19 protein-coding genes are annotated in these 17,657 nt (G+C 40.0%); 9 read left to right on the top strand and 10 right to left on the bottom strand.

Annotated features, from left to right (window positions below; all coding sequences use genetic code 11):
* Positions 1-258: 258 nt before the first annotated feature.
* On the top strand, positions 259-669 hold the full coding sequence (locus I6F40_RS16380) for a CBS domain-containing protein (RefSeq protein ID WP_007580571.1): 411 nt from the start codon (positions 259-261) through the stop codon (positions 667-669).
* A 58-nt stretch (positions 670-727) separates the two neighbouring features.
* On the opposite strand, the gene add is transcribed toward I6F40_RS16380, so the two are convergent.
* The 8 genes from add to cyaY form a co-directional block, all read right to left on the bottom strand.
* Positions 728-1,729, bottom strand: a complete 1,002-nt coding sequence (add, locus tag I6F40_RS16385) for an adenosine deaminase (protein WP_024592609.1) — start codon at positions 1,727-1,729, stop codon at positions 728-730.
* 126 nt (positions 1,730-1,855) lie between these two features.
* A complete protein-coding gene (locus I6F40_RS16390; protein ID WP_166377852.1) occupies positions 1,856-4,543 on the bottom strand; it encodes a CHASE domain-containing protein in 2,688 nt (895 codons plus the stop codon).
* Between the two features lie 50 nt (positions 4,544-4,593).
* Positions 4,594-5,703, bottom strand: a complete 1,110-nt coding sequence (locus I6F40_RS16395; RefSeq protein WP_166377854.1) for a heme biosynthesis HemY N-terminal domain-containing protein — start codon at positions 5,701-5,703, stop codon at positions 4,594-4,596.
* Positions 5,700-7,541, bottom strand: coding sequence for a uroporphyrinogen-III C-methyltransferase (locus I6F40_RS16400; RefSeq protein ID WP_010554569.1), 1,842 nt, complete (start codon positions 7,539-7,541; stop codon positions 5,700-5,702). The genes I6F40_RS16395 and I6F40_RS16400 overlap by 4 nt, the downstream gene beginning before the upstream one ends.
* Positions 7,542-8,480: a hydroxymethylbilane synthase gene (gene hemC, locus I6F40_RS16405; protein ID WP_166377856.1), complete on the bottom strand. Its 939-nt coding sequence runs from the start codon at positions 8,478-8,480 to the stop codon at positions 7,542-7,544.
* Positions 8,481-8,515: 35 nt separating this feature from the next.
* Positions 8,516-9,403: a DUF2914 domain-containing protein gene (locus I6F40_RS16410; RefSeq protein ID WP_166377858.1), complete on the bottom strand. Its 888-nt coding sequence runs from the start codon at positions 9,401-9,403 to the stop codon at positions 8,516-8,518.
* Positions 9,404-9,425: 22 nt separating this feature from the next.
* A complete protein-coding gene (locus tag I6F40_RS16415; protein WP_007580555.1) occupies positions 9,426-10,082 on the bottom strand; it encodes an alpha/beta hydrolase in 657 nt (218 codons plus the stop codon).
* Positions 10,079-10,402 (bottom strand): iron donor protein CyaY, encoded by a 324-nt coding sequence (gene cyaY, locus I6F40_RS16420; protein WP_002960979.1) that lies wholly within the window; start codon positions 10,400-10,402, stop codon positions 10,079-10,081. The genes I6F40_RS16415 and cyaY overlap by 4 nt, the downstream gene beginning before the upstream one ends.
* Before the next feature lie 341 nt (positions 10,403-10,743).
* Between cyaY and lptM the strand changes: the two genes are divergently transcribed.
* From lptM to I6F40_RS16460, 8 genes are all read left to right on the top strand, one after another.
* Positions 10,744-10,938, top strand: coding sequence for an LPS translocon maturation chaperone LptM (lptM, locus tag I6F40_RS16425; RefSeq protein WP_166377860.1), 195 nt, complete (start codon positions 10,744-10,746; stop codon positions 10,936-10,938).
* A complete protein-coding gene (gene lysA, locus I6F40_RS16430) occupies positions 10,939-12,192 on the top strand; it encodes a diaminopimelate decarboxylase (protein WP_166377862.1) in 1,254 nt (417 codons plus the stop codon). It begins immediately after the preceding gene.
* A gap of 64 nt (positions 12,193-12,256) precedes the next feature.
* Positions 12,257-13,087 (top strand): diaminopimelate epimerase, encoded by an 831-nt coding sequence (gene dapF, locus I6F40_RS16435; protein ID WP_166377864.1) that lies wholly within the window; start codon positions 12,257-12,259, stop codon positions 13,085-13,087.
* Positions 13,084-13,695, top strand: coding sequence for a DUF484 family protein (locus I6F40_RS16440; protein ID WP_166377866.1), 612 nt, complete (start codon positions 13,084-13,086; stop codon positions 13,693-13,695). Before dapF ends, I6F40_RS16440 begins: the two co-directional genes overlap by 4 nt.
* Positions 13,692-14,636 (top strand): tyrosine recombinase XerC, encoded by a 945-nt coding sequence (locus I6F40_RS16445; protein ID WP_166377868.1) that lies wholly within the window; start codon positions 13,692-13,694, stop codon positions 14,634-14,636. Before I6F40_RS16440 ends, I6F40_RS16445 begins: the two co-directional genes overlap by 4 nt.
* Positions 14,637-14,646: 10 nt before the next feature.
* Positions 14,647-15,354, top strand: coding sequence for an HAD-IA family hydrolase (locus I6F40_RS16450; protein ID WP_197193209.1), 708 nt, complete (start codon positions 14,647-14,649; stop codon positions 15,352-15,354).
* 28 nt (positions 15,355-15,382) lie between these two features.
* Positions 15,383-16,486 (top strand): retroviral-like aspartic protease family protein, encoded by a 1,104-nt coding sequence (locus I6F40_RS16455; RefSeq protein WP_197193210.1) that lies wholly within the window; start codon positions 15,383-15,385, stop codon positions 16,484-16,486.
* 21 nt (positions 16,487-16,507) lie between these two features.
* Complete coding sequence (locus I6F40_RS16460) at positions 16,508-16,864, top strand: HopJ type III effector protein (protein WP_197193211.1); 357 nt, start codon at positions 16,508-16,510, stop codon at positions 16,862-16,864.
* Positions 16,865-16,874: 10 nt separating this feature from the next.
* Here the strand turns inward: I6F40_RS16460 and I6F40_RS16465 are convergent, their stop codons facing one another.
* Positions 16,875-17,282 (bottom strand): GNAT family N-acetyltransferase, encoded by a 408-nt coding sequence (locus I6F40_RS16465; protein WP_165722702.1) that lies wholly within the window; start codon positions 17,280-17,282, stop codon positions 16,875-16,877.
* Between the two features lie 40 nt (positions 17,283-17,322).
* Positions 17,323-17,628, bottom strand: a complete 306-nt coding sequence (locus I6F40_RS16470) for a DUF6482 family protein (RefSeq protein WP_024589642.1) — start codon at positions 17,626-17,628, stop codon at positions 17,323-17,325.
* Positions 17,629-17,657: the final 29 nt, after the last annotated feature.

A 17,657-nucleotide genomic window follows, 5' to 3' on the forward strand; every position in this document is an offset into this window, starting at 1 on the left:
GGTCTTATTTAAGCTTCCAGCTAGACGAGAGGATAGAAGATATCCCCGATGGGTTAAGCCAAAACCATCTAAGTATCCCCATAAAAAGAAAAATGCCAGTCAGCTTAACTGACTGGCATTAACCTAATCGGTGCTTTTATTTTATATAACAACAAATACTTAATAGTTAAAACCTATCAATCTCATCAACATAAACAATTTCCTAAATCCCTATCTATAAACCATACTTTGTATAGAACATCAGCGGGAGAGACCCAAATGCTAAATACAAAAGTAAAAGATTTTATGCAACGCAAGTTGCCAAATATCACACCAGATACAGAAATGACAACAGCCATAGCAGAACTACAAAAATTTAAACTACTTGGCGCACCAGTATTTGATAAAGATAAATGCCTAGTCGGATTTATATCTGAGCAAGAACTATTAAAACCACTTACGCAAAGCAGTTATTTTTGTGATGGGATGGTTAAAGTATCGCAACTTATGCAAACAAAGGTAGTGACCGTTAGCGGCGATACCAATATTATTGAGCTTGCAGAGCAAATGCAGCCCGGTAAACCAAAAAACTACCCTGTTGTAGAGGGTGTTAAAGTAATCGGCATGATCAGCCGAGCAGATGTACTTAAAGCACTTTACGATAATTACATGAGCTGCCAAACACACTAAATTGCAGATAACAAAATGCCGCTTATAAAGCGGCATTTTTAATGTGTATTAAATAGAGTTAACGTGCGCTAACGATTGCTGAAAGTTCTTTTTTATCGCCATCGCTTAAAAATGCTATTTCTAATGCATTTTTTTGGGCTTTTTCCATATCAGCTTGAGATAAGCCCGCTTTAGGTGCTGCAACGGTATATTCGTACTCAATTTCAATGCCTTCAACCGCAGGGTCATCAGTATTAATACACGCTAAAATACCGTGATCTAAAAACTGTTTAAGTGGGTGCTTAGCTAAATCGTTTACTGTACTGGTTTGAATATTACTTGTTAAGCACGACTCAATACCAATACGGTTATCGCGTAAGTAATCCATTAGTTTTGGATCTTCAATAGCTTTAACGCCATGCCCTATTCGGCTTGCACCTAACTCATTAATTGCTTGCCAAATACTTGGAGCACCGAGTGCCTCTCCAGCATGAATAGTCGAAGCTAAATAAGCATTTCGTACTTGTTTAAAGTGCTCTACAAACAACTCACCAGGAAAGCCAATTTCGTCACCGGCTAAATCAACAGCGACTAAATCATTTTTAAATGCGAGTAAAGCATCAAGCTCTTTTTGACATGTTTTTACGCCATAAGTACGCGATAAAATACCAATCAAGTTAGCTTTTATATTTGCATCCTTTGTTGCTGATTTAATACCATCAACAACCGCCTCTACAACCCCTTCTGGGTGTAAACCTTGGCTTTGTGCCATGTAGTAAGGGCTAAATCGAAGCTCTACATAATCAAGGCCTTGTGCTTGTGCATCTTCAATGTTTTCAATCGCTATGCGTCTACACGCATCGTAGTCGCCAAGTACAGTGACACCCCAATCTAACTTTTGTAAAAAAGCCATAAGGTTTGGCTCAGGGTCAATAACTTGAACATGAGGAATTAATGCCTCAACGTTATCTGCAGGTAACTCTATATTAAACTGACGACCAAGTTCTAATATGGTTTGCGCACGTACATTACCATCTAAATGACGGTGAATATCTAGCAAAGGTAATTTTCTATTGATCATAATAGCAACCCAGTTTAGTTAAATTTGCGCGCATGATACGCAGATATAGTTATTTTTCAAGTCTATATGGTTTGCGTTAAGTTTAAGCGGTCATATGTCTGCTTTTTGTGCAAAAAATAACGTTACTTATTTATTTGATAAATAATGCCAAAGAGTTTTAAAAAGCGTATTTGCATCAATAGGTTTGGTAATATAACTATTCATTCCAGAGGCTAATGCCTTTTTAACGTCATCGTCATGGGCATTCGCCGACAAGCCAATTATTGGTAAATCAATTAACCCTAAGTCATTTCTAATTACTTTTGTTGCTTGGAGTCCATCCATTTTTGGCATCTGAATATCCATCAAAACAATATCGTAGCTATTTTCGGTTAGCTTTTCTATGGCTTCAAAACCATCATTAGCAATGTCGGCAATACACCCTTTTGTTTTTAAAATTGCACTGGCAACATGCTGGTTAAGTGGGTTATCTTCGACTAAAAGTAACTTATAGTTTACGAATGATAAGGTACTTACATCTATTTCGTCGTATTGCTGTTGAATTTGCTCTGCCTTTGGTAAAGGCGATATAAGCGGCAAACTAAATGTAAATGTAGAACCTTTACCTTCATAACTGACTAAATCAATTGCACCACCCATTAACTCAACCAGCTTTCTGCAAATACTTAACCCTAAGCCCGTGCCACCATATTGACGTGAGGTTGAGCTATCAGCTTGGGCAAATGGTTTAAACAATTGTTTTTGTGCTTCGCTACTAATACCAATACCCGTATCGTTAATACTAAAGTAAGTCATTTTTTTCGACTGCCAAATTTTCAGAGTGATCTCACCTTCCCCTGTAAATTTAACCGCATTATTGAGCAGATTCAGCAGCACTTGTTTTAAGCGGATTGGATCGGTATCAATGACCAAATTTGATGTTTTATCAAAATCGAGACTTAACTTTATTGATTTAATGTCAGCTTCAAACTGAAGTAAATTAAGCATTTCATCCGCTAAACTCGCTACATTAATAGGCTCTTGCATTAAGTCTAGCTTGCCTGCTTCCATTTTTGAAAAGTCGAGTACATCGTTTAATACCCGCAGTAAAACACCTAATGCACCATCTGCTTGCTCTATGTAGCTCCTAGCTTGTTGCCAATCGTTTTGCTGTAGCGCTAAATAATGCAGCCCCTTTATGCCGTTAATAGGGGTACGCACTTCGTGGCTCATATTCGCTAAAAACTGTCCCTTAATATGACTCGCTTCATCTGCTTTTTGTTTTTCTTTACGTAAAGTACGTGTTTGCTTAGCCACTTGTTCGCGAATTTGTATATTTGTACCAGTAACCGAAATCAAAAATGTAATCAGTAACCACACAAATAACATACCCACTATTTGTGCAAGCCAATAAACTAGCCAAGACGTTCTAACTATTGGTTCGTATAACTCGACCTGCCACATGCGCTTGCCAATTAATAATTGATACTCTTTAAAAAGCGTTTGCGAATTATTTATGTCAGCCATATAAATTGGCTGCTTTTTCCCTGGTATCGTTGTATCAAAAAAACTGGCTGAAATTGAGTTGTTGTGATCAAATAATAGTGTTTGCGATAAGCGTTTAGGGCTGACAATCGCTGCTACAAAACCTTGAAAATCATCTTCGGTAGACAACTCGCCAAAAACTGGATATAAAAAGAGTACACCCTGTTCGGCTGTATTTTGGACTAAATTAATTGGCTCACTTAGCGCAAGTTCATTAAGCTCTTTCGCTTTGCTAAGCGCTGCACCTCTTACTTTACTAGAAGCTAAATCAAACCCTAAAACACCTTCATTATCTTTTAAGGGATATACATATTTTACAGGAAAGTAATTACTACGAGTACCTGCAGGTTGCCAACCTCCATCAAGTGATTTTTCTTTTATGTATAAAGGTTTTCCTGTGGCTGTATTTTCATGTATTTCAAAATCTGCGAGCTTATTTGCTGGTACATAAGGTATCCATTCAAATGCTAAAATTTCTTGGCTATAGTCCAACTGCTTTGAAGTAAATTGTTTAAACTCTTTAAAATTAACGTCATCACTACTAGCAAAATATGCCGCTAGTAATCCTAAGTGAGCAGTAATACCGTCGAGCTTTTGGCTTATAGCATTTTGCACAGTAAGTATTTTGGCTTCTTGCTTTTGAATGTCTTTTTCTTTTTTAACACTGGCAGCGCCATAAAAACTAACGCTGATCAGTATATAAATTAATAGTGAAGGTAAAATTACCAACATACGGTGGCGTACTTGCGTGTAATTAAAGGCTGCGAGCATGAGTGGAGTAAATATAAGTACACCGATACTGTCACCAATCCACCATGCTATAAAGCTATCAAAAATAGCATGCATAGGGATCACATTATTCAATGCTAATAAGCTAGTTCCTACACCTGCTGCAATAACGCAGCATATTGGTCCTGCAACTATTAAGCTCTGTATACTGTGTTTTAAAGAAGATAGGTCCAGTGGCGCTTTTATAACATTTACTATAATTTGACGGCCAACCCAAGCCTGTAAAACAGAGGCTAAAGTAACGCAAATGGCCTGTAAAAAAACATTAAAGTGAAGAATATCGACTGCGTTATCAAGGTGAATTAAGTTAGTACAAAAAGCACCAATAATAAGGCCAATAAATGACTTACGTCCCCAAATTAAAAAGCTCGCTAAAGCAATTCCTGAGGGCGGCCAAGAGGCGACCGCATAGCCATCAACAGCAAGAAGTGAGTTACTAAAATACCCAGTAAAAAAATAAGCACAAGCCAAACTAAGGGTTAATATTAAAAACTTTCTCAAAGCTTGTGCTCCTGAACTACAAAAATGCTAAGTAGCTATAGTGTAGTCATTTATTGATATAAAACGAGTGCCTTTTCTGCCTGTGCACTATTTTTATAACTCAAAACAGCTTGTTCAGAAAACTGTTTTTTATTTTCCATATTCAGTGCTTTATCAAAAATTCTAGCTGCTAAGTCATAATCACCTTGCGCGTTAGCCAGGCAAGCCAATGCAAGTAATAATGAGTTATTTGAATCATCTTTTTTAAGACGATCTTGAATGCTTACTTGCAGTTTAGCTGCATCAGCAGACGTCGCTTTACTTAATATATTAGCCAGTTGCGCATGCTGTTCGTTGTGTTTAACCATTTTAATTAGGTCACCCTCAATAACAGCCAGTTGACCTGCTTGCGCCATTTGCATTAAATAGGCAGTGTGTGCATGAGCTTGCAGCTTTTTAGGAAGCTGTTTATATTTTTCACTCAGATTGTCTGCATCTAACGCATTAAAGTAGGCACTAAATAACTGCGTCCACTGTGCATCAGTAAGTGCTTTTTTGCGTAATAAACGCGGCAAAAAATCTTCCAGCGCACTAAAGTGTTGTTGCTGTACTAATACTTCTGCATAAAGTTTTAACTCAAGTGCGGTGGCTTTTTTAGCTTCTGCGCTAATACGCATTTGTGACTCAATCGCACTACTGTCGCCACTTGCCAACCATAGCTTTGCTACTTTTAATTGATGCTCTGGGCTTATTTCAAATAAACGCTCAAGTGCTTTATCTGCTTGATTATTAGCAAGCGCTGCTTTTGCAAGTAATGCTAAGCGTATATCTTCAAACTTATCTGGTACGCTATTACCCGATAGAGCCTGCTCTACATGCTCATAGTCATCGTTAATAGCACTCCACAACGCCTGTTCAATCGCTGCTTGTTTACGCTCTTGGCTACGTGCAAAAAAGCCATGTTTAGTATTATGATAAATCGATAATAAGTAGCGAATTAGCTTATATGTTAAATATAAAACAACAGCGGTAATGACTGCCATTATACAAAACGATACTATCGTGCCTTCTATCGTCGTATTGTTAAATGAAATAAGTACATAACCTTTTTCATCTAGCACAAATGGAGTAACCGCTAGTACAACAACAATAGCTACAATTAAAATAATTAGCCCTATCATTGCGCCCACTCCTTAACCTTTTGTGTACTATTTAAGGTTATTTTTGGATTAAAATTAAGCTGCTCTTTTTCGAGTTTAGACAACGCTTTAAGTACCGTTTTGGTTGCATCATCGTCTTGCTTAAAGTACTCACCAACTAAACGTTTTGCTTCACTTAAGGCGCTAAAGAAAATACTCGCCTGCTTACTCATAAGTGCATCTTGTGCCTGAGTTATATTAAGCTTGATTCGTTGATTAATTAAATGGCGCTCTTGATCTGTAAGTAATGGCTCAATGGAAACACCTTCGTGCTGGCGAATAGTAATAAAGCTATCCACAATTTTATTCCAGCTATTACTCAGGTTTTGCTGCCAATCACTCACGTCATCACTTAAAGCATTTTCATCTATTGCAGCCGCTTCTTCTGGCAAGTTAACCGCATTAAAAACTAAATTATCAACGCTATTAAGTGCACTGTTTAGCTGTAAATAAATAGCCTCTGTTGCTATAGGTTTAAGGCTATCAAGTGTTTGTATGTCTTGCATAATAGCTTGGCGAACTTCAACTGTTCCTGGGTGTTCGCTAAGTAATGCATCTAAGCGCTTTAAAACAGCACTAGTGCCTTGGTAATCTTTTTCAGCCCATAGTTTAAATTCAGCCATACGCTGTAAGCTGGTTACTTCTTGTGGGTTTAAAGACGAGCCTTGTTGCTGCGCTTTTTGCAGGGCTGCTTTTAGTTCTTGCTGATTTTGAGCTGCACTTTCACTTAGGGTTGCGGCTACTTTTTTCTCACTATTAAACAGCGCTTGCTGCAAATTAGATTGCGCCGATTTAAGTGCTTGCAGCTCTTGAACGAGTAACTTATTTTGCTCGCTTAACTCATTAACGGCTAGGTTTTGCGCCTTACCAGCATTTAATTTTTGATAAAACTCGTATCCAACACCAGAGGCCACAATTAACGAAATAAGAAGCGCAAGTGCTGCAACCTTACTTACCTTTTGTTTGTTTTTTTCTGTCGTATTTTTTGTAGCTGCTGGCTCTTGCTTAGCTGATTTAGCTGAGGCCGGGTTAGCTATTGTTGATGTGGCTTTTTCTGCCGTAACTGGCTTTGACTGTTCGCTCATGTTGCTACCTTGCTGATTTATGCAGGTAAACATAGCATTATCGCTAGCCCCTGCTGCAATGTGTATATTAGCCGAACTTACCTGTTGCAACTTTAAATAAGCGGCTATCCGCTCGCTTGCAACATAAAATCGGCACTGTTGTAACCATTGTAGTTGGTGTGCAGTAAGGCTTTTAAATATAGCATCAACTGCTGCATTACTTGTTATGACTATACCGTGTACATTCTGGCTTTTCCAGTGGTCTGTCCAGTTAGGGGTGATACTCTCTGTGGGTTCACGTTTGTACACAACACAATTATTTAAAAAAGCTCCACGCTCTTTTAGCGTTTTAGCTAACTCAGGGCGGCCACCTTGCCCCTTAACTAACACTATATTACTGCCATCAACCTCGGCGAGTGATTTGAGCGCAAGTAACCCTTCTGAATCATACTGCTTTGGTACTGCTGCGCGCACACCAAATTGCTCATATATAATGTCGGCTGTTTGTTGTCCAACCGCATAAAACTGCGCTTTGGTATTTATATCGGGTTTTAATTGCGAAAGTGCACTGACTGCATCTTGCGATATAAATATTATTTTATCTGCATTTAACAGCGGACTAAGTTCAGTGCTGGAGGGTGTTAAATGCGTTATTTTTAATACCGGAAATAAAGACGCCTGATAACCCGCTTGCTCAAGTTGCTGTGCAAGGGCTGCGCCTTTTCCTTCGGGCCGAGTTATCAGAATATGTGTCATTTATGCGTCTCTATAAACTTCAGCTAATATTTTGTCTGCGCCTTGAGCTAGTAATTTTTTAGCAAGCTCAATGCCTAGTTTTTCTGCATCATTTACATGACCAGTTACTTCGTCGCGTAAAATTTCGCTGCCATCAACAGCACCCACTAAACCACGCAAATGTACCTGCTCGCCATCAACTAATGCATAAGCACCAATAGGCACTTGGCAACCACCTTCTAAATGGCGATTCATCGCACGCTCTGCATTTACGCGAATACGTGTTTGAGTATGCTCAAGTGGTGCAAGTAATGCTTTTGTTACTTCATCATCAATACGGCACTCAATACCTACAGCGCCTTGACCATTTGCCGGTAATGACACTTCTGGCTCAATGTAGTCAGCAATACGCGACTCCATTTCTAAGCGAATAAGCCCTGCTGCAGCTAAAATAATAGCATCGTATTGGCCATCATCTAATTTACCTAAACGCGTATTTACATTACCGCGCAAATCACGAATATCTAAATCAGGGCGAAGTGCTTTAATTTGGCACTGGCGGCGTAAGCTCGAAGTACCCACAATGGCGCCCTGTGGTAGCTCGTTTAAATTTGCAAAATTGTTTGATACAAACGCATCACGCGGATCTTCACGCTCACAAATAGTATACAGCTCTAATCCTTCTGGGAACTCTACTGGCACGTCCTTCATAGAATGCACGGCAATATCAGCTCGGCCATCTAACATAGCTTGCTCTAGCTCTTTAACAAATAAGCCTTTACCGCCAATTTTAGCCAATGGCGTATCTAAAATTATATCCCCTTGCGTCGACATTGGGACTAATTCTACGCGCACATCTGCATGAAAACGCTCAAGCTCTGCTTTTACAAATTCGGCCTGCCAAAGTGCTAAGGCGCTTTTGCGCGTTGCGATGCGTACTAATTTTGTTTTTTCTGTCATAGGGGTATCCAATTAATTACTGCGTTTAGCTAGTTTTAGTCAGCTAAAATTCTAAATTCTTTTTGGGCAATTAAATTACCTTGCTCATCAACTACATCAACACGCCAATGGCCTGTCTGTGTGTCCATGATATTTTTTGTTGAGTACGTTCTGTAGCGAGGCGAAGTAACATTAAGTGTAATTTCAGCCATAGTCTCACCCTCAAACGACCAAACATGCTTAACTTGCTGGCCTTGAAGGTTTTTAATCTCACTAAAAAACGATACACCTTCATCAAACTGACTTAATCGAATATCAGCAGCAAACACATTAGTGGGCTCACGCTTACTTACTTTACGAGTAAGTACCGCACGGCTAATTTTACCCGTGTCTATTTGCGCGCCCAAAGCCACACTTGCCACTTGTGCTGTCGGCGAAAAACCTTCAGTGCCACTCAATGCGCCATCATCACTTTCTAACTCTAAAAGTAAGTCGCTTTGACTGGCTGGCTTAGCTACGTTTTGAGCTTCTGCGGTTTCTTCTTGCACATCATTATCAAGGTTTGAGTTTAACTCTGTATTAATACTTTCGCTTTGTTCAGTAACACTATCGTTGTTAGCCAATAAAACAGGGGGATTATTTACAAGCTCAGGCTCATTATGGGTATTGTTTACTGATGATTCAGGCTCAACATACGTTACTTCAACGTTTGTCTGGTTTTGAGCGTTATTGCTAAAGCTTAAAAATTGCTCCTGCTCATTTGGATGCTCACCTTGCTCTGCACTGGCTGACGTTGTTAAGCCATACACAACTGCTGCAGAGGTCATTAATACCAACATAGCAATACTCACAATACGACGCCAATTCCACTCGTAGCTTACCGTTGGTACACTCTCTTGTAGTTCGCGTTTAACATTTGCTTTAATAACTATTTTTTGACTCATATTGACCTCAGCGGTTCCAAAATTAGCTTAAACGAGCAATTAACCATTGGCGAATAGCTTGCAATTCTTCTGCGCAAACTTGGTGAGCCATTGGGTATTCTTGCCAGCTTACATCCATGTTATGTGCTGTTAATACTTCAAACGCACTTCTTCCCGCACTATGCGGTACAACGTTATCTTGGCTACCATGAGCCATAAATACGTTTAAATCAGTATGCTTTGCTTCATCAGCAAATTTTTGCGGCACACACATATAAGTAGAAAGCGCCATAACACCCCCAAGCTTTTGCTCAAAGCGCGGCGCTAAATGCAGAGACACAACACCACCTTGAGAAAAGCCAGCTAAAATAATTTTATTAGCAGGTATACCATTAGCAATTTCTTTATTAATTAACTCTTCTACCTTTGCAGCCGAATCCCTTACGCCTTGTTCATCGGCACGCTTATCTAATTCTATAGATTTAATATCGTACCAAGAGCGCATTTCCATGCCACCATTTATGGTGACCGGTTGTACTGGCGCATGCGGAAAAACAAACCGTATACCAAGCTCACTTGGTAAATTAAGCTGCGGAGCTACTGGCGCAAAACCATCCCCAGAGTCACCTAAACCATGTAACCAAATAACCGTTGCTTTGTGCTCACTTTGGGCTGCATATTCTACAAATTCTAAACTCATAGTGATGATTGCCACTTAACTTCTTGGCCTGCTTGGCGAGTTGAGGCTTCATTTATAAACGCCCAAAATTCAGCGCCAGAACGGTTATCAATCCATAACCCATCACGCATTTCAAAATGATGTCCGTTAAACTTAGTCGCAACCCATACTTGATGAAGAGGTGCTTGCTTGTTAATCACTATTTTACTTTTATCAGGAAAAATAATTTCTAAAATACCTTGTGCCGATTCGTAATCTAAATCAGCTTCGCAATCATCAACCTGCTCTTCAATAGTGAACATAAGAGCTTCGGCTAATTGGTGATATTCGTGTTCAGTCATTGTTATTTCCTTTGCAGGCGAGCCGCCTAATATTGGGTACGTTTTAGCTTTGAATTAGCTTTAAAAATGTGCAGCTAGGGCCTGTTAACCTTTCAGGATTGAAATTTGTTCTATCTAGGGGCGATTTAATCGCGGCGCGAGATTTGTAACCTAGTGGACTAAGTTAAAACCGAGCAACAAAGAGTAAATCGTTCCTAGGACGAACCCAACGGGCAGCGCAAATTCAACCTCGAGAGATAAACAAGTCCTAGTGTAACAGGAATAAAATCATCCGCGAATAGCTGCATTTTTTAGATATTCTGTTACTCTGCGATTATAAAGCCAGCAACCGTATTAATCTAATGAAAGCGACACATACCTTACAATTAAAAAAACTATTAATAAGCACTGTACTGTTAAGCGCCTTAGCTGGCTGCGGACAAAGCGGTCCGTTATATTTACCAGAGCAACAAACAGAGCACAACCAACCTCAAAATACAGCTAAACCAGCCACTACCGCTGAGCAAGTCAAAACATCGCAAAGTCAGGAGCAATAAATGGATTATTTTAACTACAAAAACAACCAATTATTTGCCGAAGACGTAAGTGTGGCAAGCATAGCGCAGCAATACGGCACGCCGTGTTATGTGTACTCGCGTGCTACATTTGAACGCCATTATTTAGCGTTTGCTAACGCCACTAAAAATCATAAAAGCTTGGTATGTTACGCCGTTAAAGCAAACTCAAATATAGCCGTGCTTAATATATTAGCGCGCTTAGGAGCGGGTTTCGATATTGTATCCAAAGGCGAACTTGCGCGTGTAATTAAAGCGGGAGGCGATGCTTCTAAAGTTGTTTTTTCGGGCGTGGCGAAAACGTCTGACGAAATAGCTTACGCATTAAAACTGGGCATTAAATGTTTTAACGTTGAATCAGCCTCTGAGCTTGAGCGTATTTCTGAAGTGGCTTGCGAGCTTAACCTAGAAGCGCCTATTTCTATTCGCGTAAACCCCGACATAGATGCAAAAACACATCCGTATATTTCTACTGGTTTAAAAGAAAATAAATTTGGTATTGATATACAAACTGCTGTAAGTGTTTATCAACAAGCAGCTGCTTTACCTGGTTTAAAAATTATTGGTGTTGATTGCCATATTGGCTCTCAATTAACTGAAGTAAGACCATTTTTAGAAGCCCTTGATAAACTCATGGCGCTTATTGATGAGCTAAAAACCAACGGTATTGAGCTAACTCACTTAGATATTGGTGGCGGTTTAGGCGTGCCATATAACAATGAGCAACCACCGCACCCAAGTGAATATGCAGCGCAAGTTACCGAGCGCTTAGCTAACTATAAACACCTTGAACTAATTTTTGAACCAGGGCGCGCTATTGCAGCTAACGCAGGTATTTTAGTTACTCAAGTTGAATTTATTAAACAAAACCAAGACAAATTTTTTGCCATTGTAGATGCAGGTATGAACGACATGCTTCGCCCTGCGCTTTATCAAGCGTGGCAGAAAATCATTCCGGTATCAGTTCGCGACGACGAAACACCTACTCACAACTTTGATATTGTGGGTCCGGTGTGCGAAACCGGCGACTTTTTAGGAAAAGATCGTGAACTAGCGCTTAAACAAGGCGACTTACTCGCACAGCGAAGTGCTGGTGCATATGGCTTTACCATGAGTTCAAACTACAACTCGCGCCCGCGTGTTGCAGAAATAATGGTAGATGGTCAGCAGCATCATCTTATTCGTGAACGCGAAACTATTGAAAGCCTTTATCAAGGTGAGAAAGTTTTACCATAAACGTTTTTGTCTACTAGCTGCTCTGTGGCATGATTAGCACAGAGCAAAACCGAATTAGAGCGCTATGTTAGTTAATTTTTCCAAAATGCACGGCTTAGGCAACGACTTTGTTGTGATTGATAACATTACACAAAATGTTTTTTTGTCGCGAGATCAAATCAAAAAACTGGCAGATCGCCATTTTGGCATTGGCTTTGACCAATTGCTGATGGTTGAAGCGCCGTACTCTCCTGATCTCGACTTTCATTATCGAATATTTAATGCCGATGGTACCGAAGTAGAACAATGCGGTAACGGCGCACGCTGTTTTGCCCGCTTTGTACGTATGAAGGGCCTTACTAACAAGCATAAAATCACTGTGTCGACCAAGTCGGGCAACTTAACGCTCTACATAGAAAAAGACGGTCAAGTAACGGTTAACATGGGTCATCCAAATTTTGAGCCAAGTAAAATCCCTTTAAAAGCGAGCAAGCGTGAGCTTACTTATATTATTAGAACGCAAGAACACACTGTATTTAGTGGCGCGGTATCTATGGGTAACCCGCATTGCGTGCTAGAAGTTGACGACGTAACCACCGCGCAAGTTGATATATTGGGTCCATTACTTGAAAACCACGAACGTTTTCCGCAAAAAGCGAACATTGGCTTTATGCAAGTTGTATCGCATGAACACATTAAATTAAGAGTGTGGGAGCGCGGCGTTAACGAAACCCTAGCCTGTGGCACAGGTGCGTGTGCAGCAATGGTGATTGGTCATATGCAAAATAAGTTATCAACAACTGTTCAAGTAGATTTACCAGGCGGTAGCTTACAAGTACGTTGGAGTGGCGAAGGTCACCCAGTACGCATGACTGGCCCCGCAGAACATGTGTTCGACGGGCAAGTAGCGCTATGAGCGAGCTAAGTAAAGAACAGGTTATTGATTACTTACATCAACATCCTGATTTTTTGGTTCAACACCCGGAGCTACTCGCACAACTTGAGCTGCAACAGCAAGCTCAAGGTGCAACGTCGCTGGTACATATTCAGCAACGCCAATTACGCGAGCACAACACGCTTTTAAAAAGCCAAATAGACGCTATGAGCAAGCATGCATCGCAAAACGAGCTTGTATATCGTTTGTTTAGCCAGTGTCATCGCCAGCTTTGGAATCATGACGATTTTAACGCTCTTGCAAATAATCTACGCAATATAATTTGCTCAAGTGAAGATGTTAACGACTGCAAATTAGTGAAATATAATCCCGATTACGACGAACTTATTTCACATCGCCTTACTCATTCTGGGCATTATTTAGGGCGTATTAATCAGCAAGAGCGCGAATTATTATTTAGTGAAGATACACAATCTGTCGCGATTTATTTAATTGGCGACACTAAACACCCTATCGCTATTTTGGCGTTTGGTAGCAGTAACGTAAACCATTTTGAGCCCGCTCAAGATAACCTCTTTGTACTCGACTTTATAAACGCATTACACCTGCGGTTGCAAAAACTAGCATGAGTGACGATGCGCCTAATACTACCCAGTTAAGCGACAATTGGCGTACACCCATAACGCTATTTAGCGATTATTTAAAGTTTGAAAAACAATATTCAGCGCACACCGTAAACCAATATGTAAGCCAGCTTGGCTTTGCAGCCCTTTATTTTAGCAAACTATGTGATGACTGGTTTGGCGTACAAGGCGAACATATTCGCCGCTACAGCATGGCACTGCGATCAAAACAATTAAGTGGCCGTACAATTAGCTTAAAGCTCAGTTGTATTCGTAGTTTGTATAAGTTTTTAAAAGCAAAAAATATTGCCGAGCAATCGCATTACCATAATCCGGCGGTGGGTATAAAAGGTCCTAAGTTTGCAAAGCCCCTACCTAAAAATCTCGATGTGGATCAAATGGCACGCTTGCTCGAAATACCCGACGACGAACCTCTCGCAATTAGAGATAAAGCAATGATGGAGCTTATGTATTCATCAGGGCTGCGTATAAGCGAGTTAGTTGGCGCTAACATGCAAGATATTAGTGCTGCCAATGGCGAAATTTTAGTGCGTGGTAAAGGCAATAAAGAGCGATTAATTCCGGTGGGCAAAAAAGCGTTAGATGCATTAAAAAAATGGCTCACAATACGCCCTCAGTTTGCAAAGCCCGATGAAATAGCAGTATTTTTAAGTAGCCAAAAAAAACGTATTTCTATTCGCCAAGTGCGCCTACGCATGCAAGAGTGGGGAATAAAACAAGGCATTAGCTCGCAGGTTCATCCGCATAAGTTGCGCCACTCGTTTGCGTCACATATTTTAGAATCGTCTGGTGATTTACGCGCCGTGCAAGAATTACTAGGGCACAGCAGTTTGTCGGCTACACAAGTATATACACATTTAGATTTTCAACATTTAGCCAAGGTGTACGACAACACCCACCCTCGCGCAAAAAAACGAACTGATTAGGAAAATAAATATGATCCGATTTAATCGTGCTATTAAGCCATTTTCTGTCATGAGCTTTGATTTAGATGACACGTTATACAGTAACCACCCTATTATAAAAGCAGCCGTTAAAGCCCAACAAAATTATTTAAACGCACTACCTGGCTATCAAGAGCAAGGTCCAAAGTACTGGCAACTATGCCGAGAACTTGCCGTAATACAAAACCCAGATCTCGCGGATGATGTAACTAAATGGCGCAAACACACCCTACGTTTAGCGCTTTCTAAACTTGGGTTTACCGCAGATGAAGTAGAGCGCCATGCAAATGCCGCCTATAACGCCTTTGCCGATGCGCGCAGCAACATAGTCGTAAGCGATGACGTACTAAACTTACTAGATAACCTAGCCAAACACTTTACGCTTGTTGCGATTACTAACGGTAACGTTGAAATTGAACGCTTTAACTTACACGATAAATTTGAACTCGTACTGCAAGCAGGTATGCACGGTAAAGCAAAACCTCACAGCACCTTATTTGATAAAGCAGCCACACATTTAAACGTTGCTAAAAGTGAAATTTTACACATTGGCGATAGCCTAGATACCGACGTACAAGGCGCAAATAATGCCGGTTGCCAATCGGTATGGTTAAACGATCAAGGCGCCAATTATGCTTATAAAGGGCTGGCTGATATTGAAATTGCTAACATTCACGCCTTAACGCACTTTATTAAATAACCTACTCGTTTAAAAATAAGAGGTCACAATGAGCCACTATACCAAGCTAATCACCTTGCTATTAATTGGCTCGCTTAGCCTTAACGCTTATTTATTATGGCCGCAGCCTGCGTTAACTACACCACAAAAAACGCAAAGTGCCCAGCAAAGCATATCGCCTAAACAACAAGATACGTTACTAAATACGGCAAAGCAGCAATTTAAACAACACCAATTTGAAGCCGCACTTAGTAGCTATCAACAACTCAAAAACAGCAATCCAGAAAGTGCAAAAAAACTTTATTCATCGTGGCTAGTGCAGCTTAAAATATGGCTAAATAGCAATTTATTACTTAGCGAGTCATTTCTCAATGCGCTATTAAATAACAGCCCTTATAACGTAGAATTACTTAATTTACAGGTTGAGTATTTAATAAATAGCGAGCAAACACAAAACGCCATTATTGCTTTATTTGAGCTGAATTCATTACTACCTGCTGATCAGCAAAACAACGTAAATACACGTTTAAATACGCTCACTAAAAACGAATTACACACATTAACTGAGCAACAAAATTGGCAAGCTATTATTGAGCAAACACAAATTTGGCTTGATTATAAAAGCGATAACGCGCAGTTTTTATATCCGCTTGCGTACGCCTACTTTCAGCAAGGCGATTTAATTAGCGCACAAGCAACCCTTGATCGAATGCCAAACCAGCACAATCTAAAAAGCCAAGTGCAAACACTGCAAGCTATGATCAATAAAGCGCAATCGCAAGACGACTTTGTTGCTTTAACGCCTTACGGCGCGCATTACTTAATAAACACCGAAATAAATAACAATCTATCGACCGAATTAATGATTGATACAGGCGCAAGCGTAACCTCACTACCTACAAGTATAATTGAGCAAATTTCGCCACAGCCTTTGTATTTAGGCGATGTAACGGTAAATACAGCGAATGGTCAAATTGTTGTAAAACGTTATCAAATTGAATCGTTTAAAGTGGGCTCGCAAATTATTTATGGTTTTGAAGTGTTGAGCATTGAAAACACACGCGGACAAGGTTTGCTAGGGATGAACTTTTTATCGCGATTTAAATTCAATATAAATCAGCAAACAGATGAGCTAGAGTTGAGCGCTAAATAATTAAAAATCCAAAGGTAACACATGACACTAAATAACTATTTAAAAGCACTTGCAGAAAACTCAAAAAGCATTCAATTTACCGATACAATGGCGGTGATTGAAGCAAATTACGACTTTACTGCATGTGGCTTTAATAACCATGGATTACTTAGCGCTGCGAGTGAGAACAACGGCTCATGTAAAATTTTTGCGTTTGCTAAATTAAACGATTTAAGTAAACAAAATACGTTAGATTGCTTTGGTAAGTTTTACCGACAAGACGTGCTGCAAAACCCAAAAGGCGATGATCACCTAAATATTCGCACTTTTATGTTAGTACCAGAGGCAACACCTTTTTTAGGTATTACCTTTGAAGGCGAGCCACTAAAAGAAAAATAGCCAGCAAAAATTAAAGTGGCTTTTCCATAAAGTAACGCGTACCTGAGCGTGGGTAATTATTAAGTTGATACTTAACACTATAACCGCGCTTTTCGTAAAAAGGTTTTGCTTGAAAATCAAGTGTATCAAGCTGAGCAGTTGTTGCTCCTAGCTCAATAGCAGCTTGCTCAAGTGCCGTTAGCAATTTATCTGCAAGCCCTTTACCTCGTGCACTATCGCTACACCAAAGCCAACTAATCATCAGCCAATTTCCAAACACACACCCACTAATACCGGCAACAAGCTCGCCTTGCTCATCAGTAAATTTATAGCCTAATGGCACTCTTTGCGCATCAAAATGCTGGGCGTTAAATTCAACCATTTGTGCGCGAAGCGCTGAGTTTAACGCATCGGTATTATCTACTTTTAATTGATACATTTATCGCCCTTAAAAAGCAGATACTAGCAAATTAGCTCAATCAATAAAGATTATTTTTACCGTAAGGTACTTCAAGCATATTGCTACCGGTTTTTTCTGGCTGACCGCACATTTCGTCGTAAGCGCTTGTTTGGCGCAGTACCATTTCGGCATACGCTATTTTGTCAAAACGCTTTTGAACATGCAGTGGGCTTAGCGCTCTTAAAAACTCACCGCTGTCTTCTGTTACATAGTATTCAACGTTATTAATCATTACTGATACTTGATAAAGCGCCATATCTAACGAGTGAACAATGACTTTTTGTAGCGGCTCGTGCTTTTTTAACTGTGAAAATTTAATACCCATCTTGGCTACCTTTTTATATTTAACCTGAG

Origin of the sequence: Pseudoalteromonas sp. SWXJ133 (assembly GCF_015864365.1) — a bacterium.
GTDB classification, from domain to species: Bacteria; Pseudomonadota; Gammaproteobacteria; order Enterobacterales; family Alteromonadaceae; genus Pseudoalteromonas; species Pseudoalteromonas arctica.

What these genes read in the sequence shown, in the direction of transcription:
- I6F40_RS16380 (WP_007580571.1), top strand. Translation starts at nt 259, where the DNA reads ATGCTAAATACAAAAGTAAAAGATTTTATGCAACGCAAGTTGCCAAAT.
- add (WP_024592609.1), bottom strand. Translation starts at nt 1,729, where the DNA reads ATGATCAATAGAAAATTACCTTTGCTAGATATTCACCGTCATTTAGAT.
- I6F40_RS16395 (WP_166377854.1), bottom strand. Translation starts at nt 5,703, where the DNA reads ATGATAGGGCTAATTATTTTAATTGTAGCTATTGTTGTTGTACTAGCG.
- I6F40_RS16400 (WP_010554569.1), bottom strand. Translation starts at nt 7,541, where the DNA reads ATGACACATATTCTGATAACTCGGCCCGAAGGAAAAGGCGCAGCCCTT.
- hemC (WP_166377856.1), bottom strand. Translation starts at nt 8,480, where the DNA reads ATGACAGAAAAAACAAAATTAGTACGCATCGCAACGCGCAAAAGCGCC.
- I6F40_RS16410 (WP_166377858.1), bottom strand. Translation starts at nt 9,403, where the DNA reads ATGAGTCAAAAAATAGTTATTAAAGCAAATGTTAAACGCGAACTACAA.
- I6F40_RS16415 (WP_007580555.1), bottom strand. Translation starts at nt 10,082, where the DNA reads ATGAGTTTAGAATTTGTAGAATATGCAGCCCAAAGTGAGCACAAAGCA.
- cyaY (WP_002960979.1), bottom strand. Translation starts at nt 10,402, where the DNA reads ATGACTGAACACGAATATCACCAATTAGCCGAAGCTCTTATGTTCACT.
- lptM (WP_166377860.1), top strand. Translation starts at nt 10,744, where the DNA reads ATGAAAGCGACACATACCTTACAATTAAAAAAACTATTAATAAGCACT.
- lysA (WP_166377862.1), top strand. Translation starts at nt 10,939, where the DNA reads ATGGATTATTTTAACTACAAAAACAACCAATTATTTGCCGAAGACGTA.
- dapF (WP_166377864.1), top strand. Translation starts at nt 12,257, where the DNA reads ATGTTAGTTAATTTTTCCAAAATGCACGGCTTAGGCAACGACTTTGTT.
- I6F40_RS16440 (WP_166377866.1), top strand. Translation starts at nt 13,084, where the DNA reads ATGAGCGAGCTAAGTAAAGAACAGGTTATTGATTACTTACATCAACAT.
- I6F40_RS16445 (WP_166377868.1), top strand. Translation starts at nt 13,692, where the DNA reads ATGAGTGACGATGCGCCTAATACTACCCAGTTAAGCGACAATTGGCGT.
- I6F40_RS16450 (WP_197193209.1), top strand. Translation starts at nt 14,647, where the DNA reads ATGATCCGATTTAATCGTGCTATTAAGCCATTTTCTGTCATGAGCTTT.
- I6F40_RS16455 (WP_197193210.1), top strand. Translation starts at nt 15,383, where the DNA reads ATGAGCCACTATACCAAGCTAATCACCTTGCTATTAATTGGCTCGCTT.
- I6F40_RS16460 (WP_197193211.1), top strand. Translation starts at nt 16,508, where the DNA reads ATGACACTAAATAACTATTTAAAAGCACTTGCAGAAAACTCAAAAAGC.
- I6F40_RS16465 (WP_165722702.1), bottom strand. Translation starts at nt 17,282, where the DNA reads ATGTATCAATTAAAAGTAGATAATACCGATGCGTTAAACTCAGCGCTT.
- I6F40_RS16470 (WP_024589642.1), bottom strand. Translation starts at nt 17,628, where the DNA reads ATGGGTATTAAATTTTCACAGTTAAAAAAGCACGAGCCGCTACAAAAA.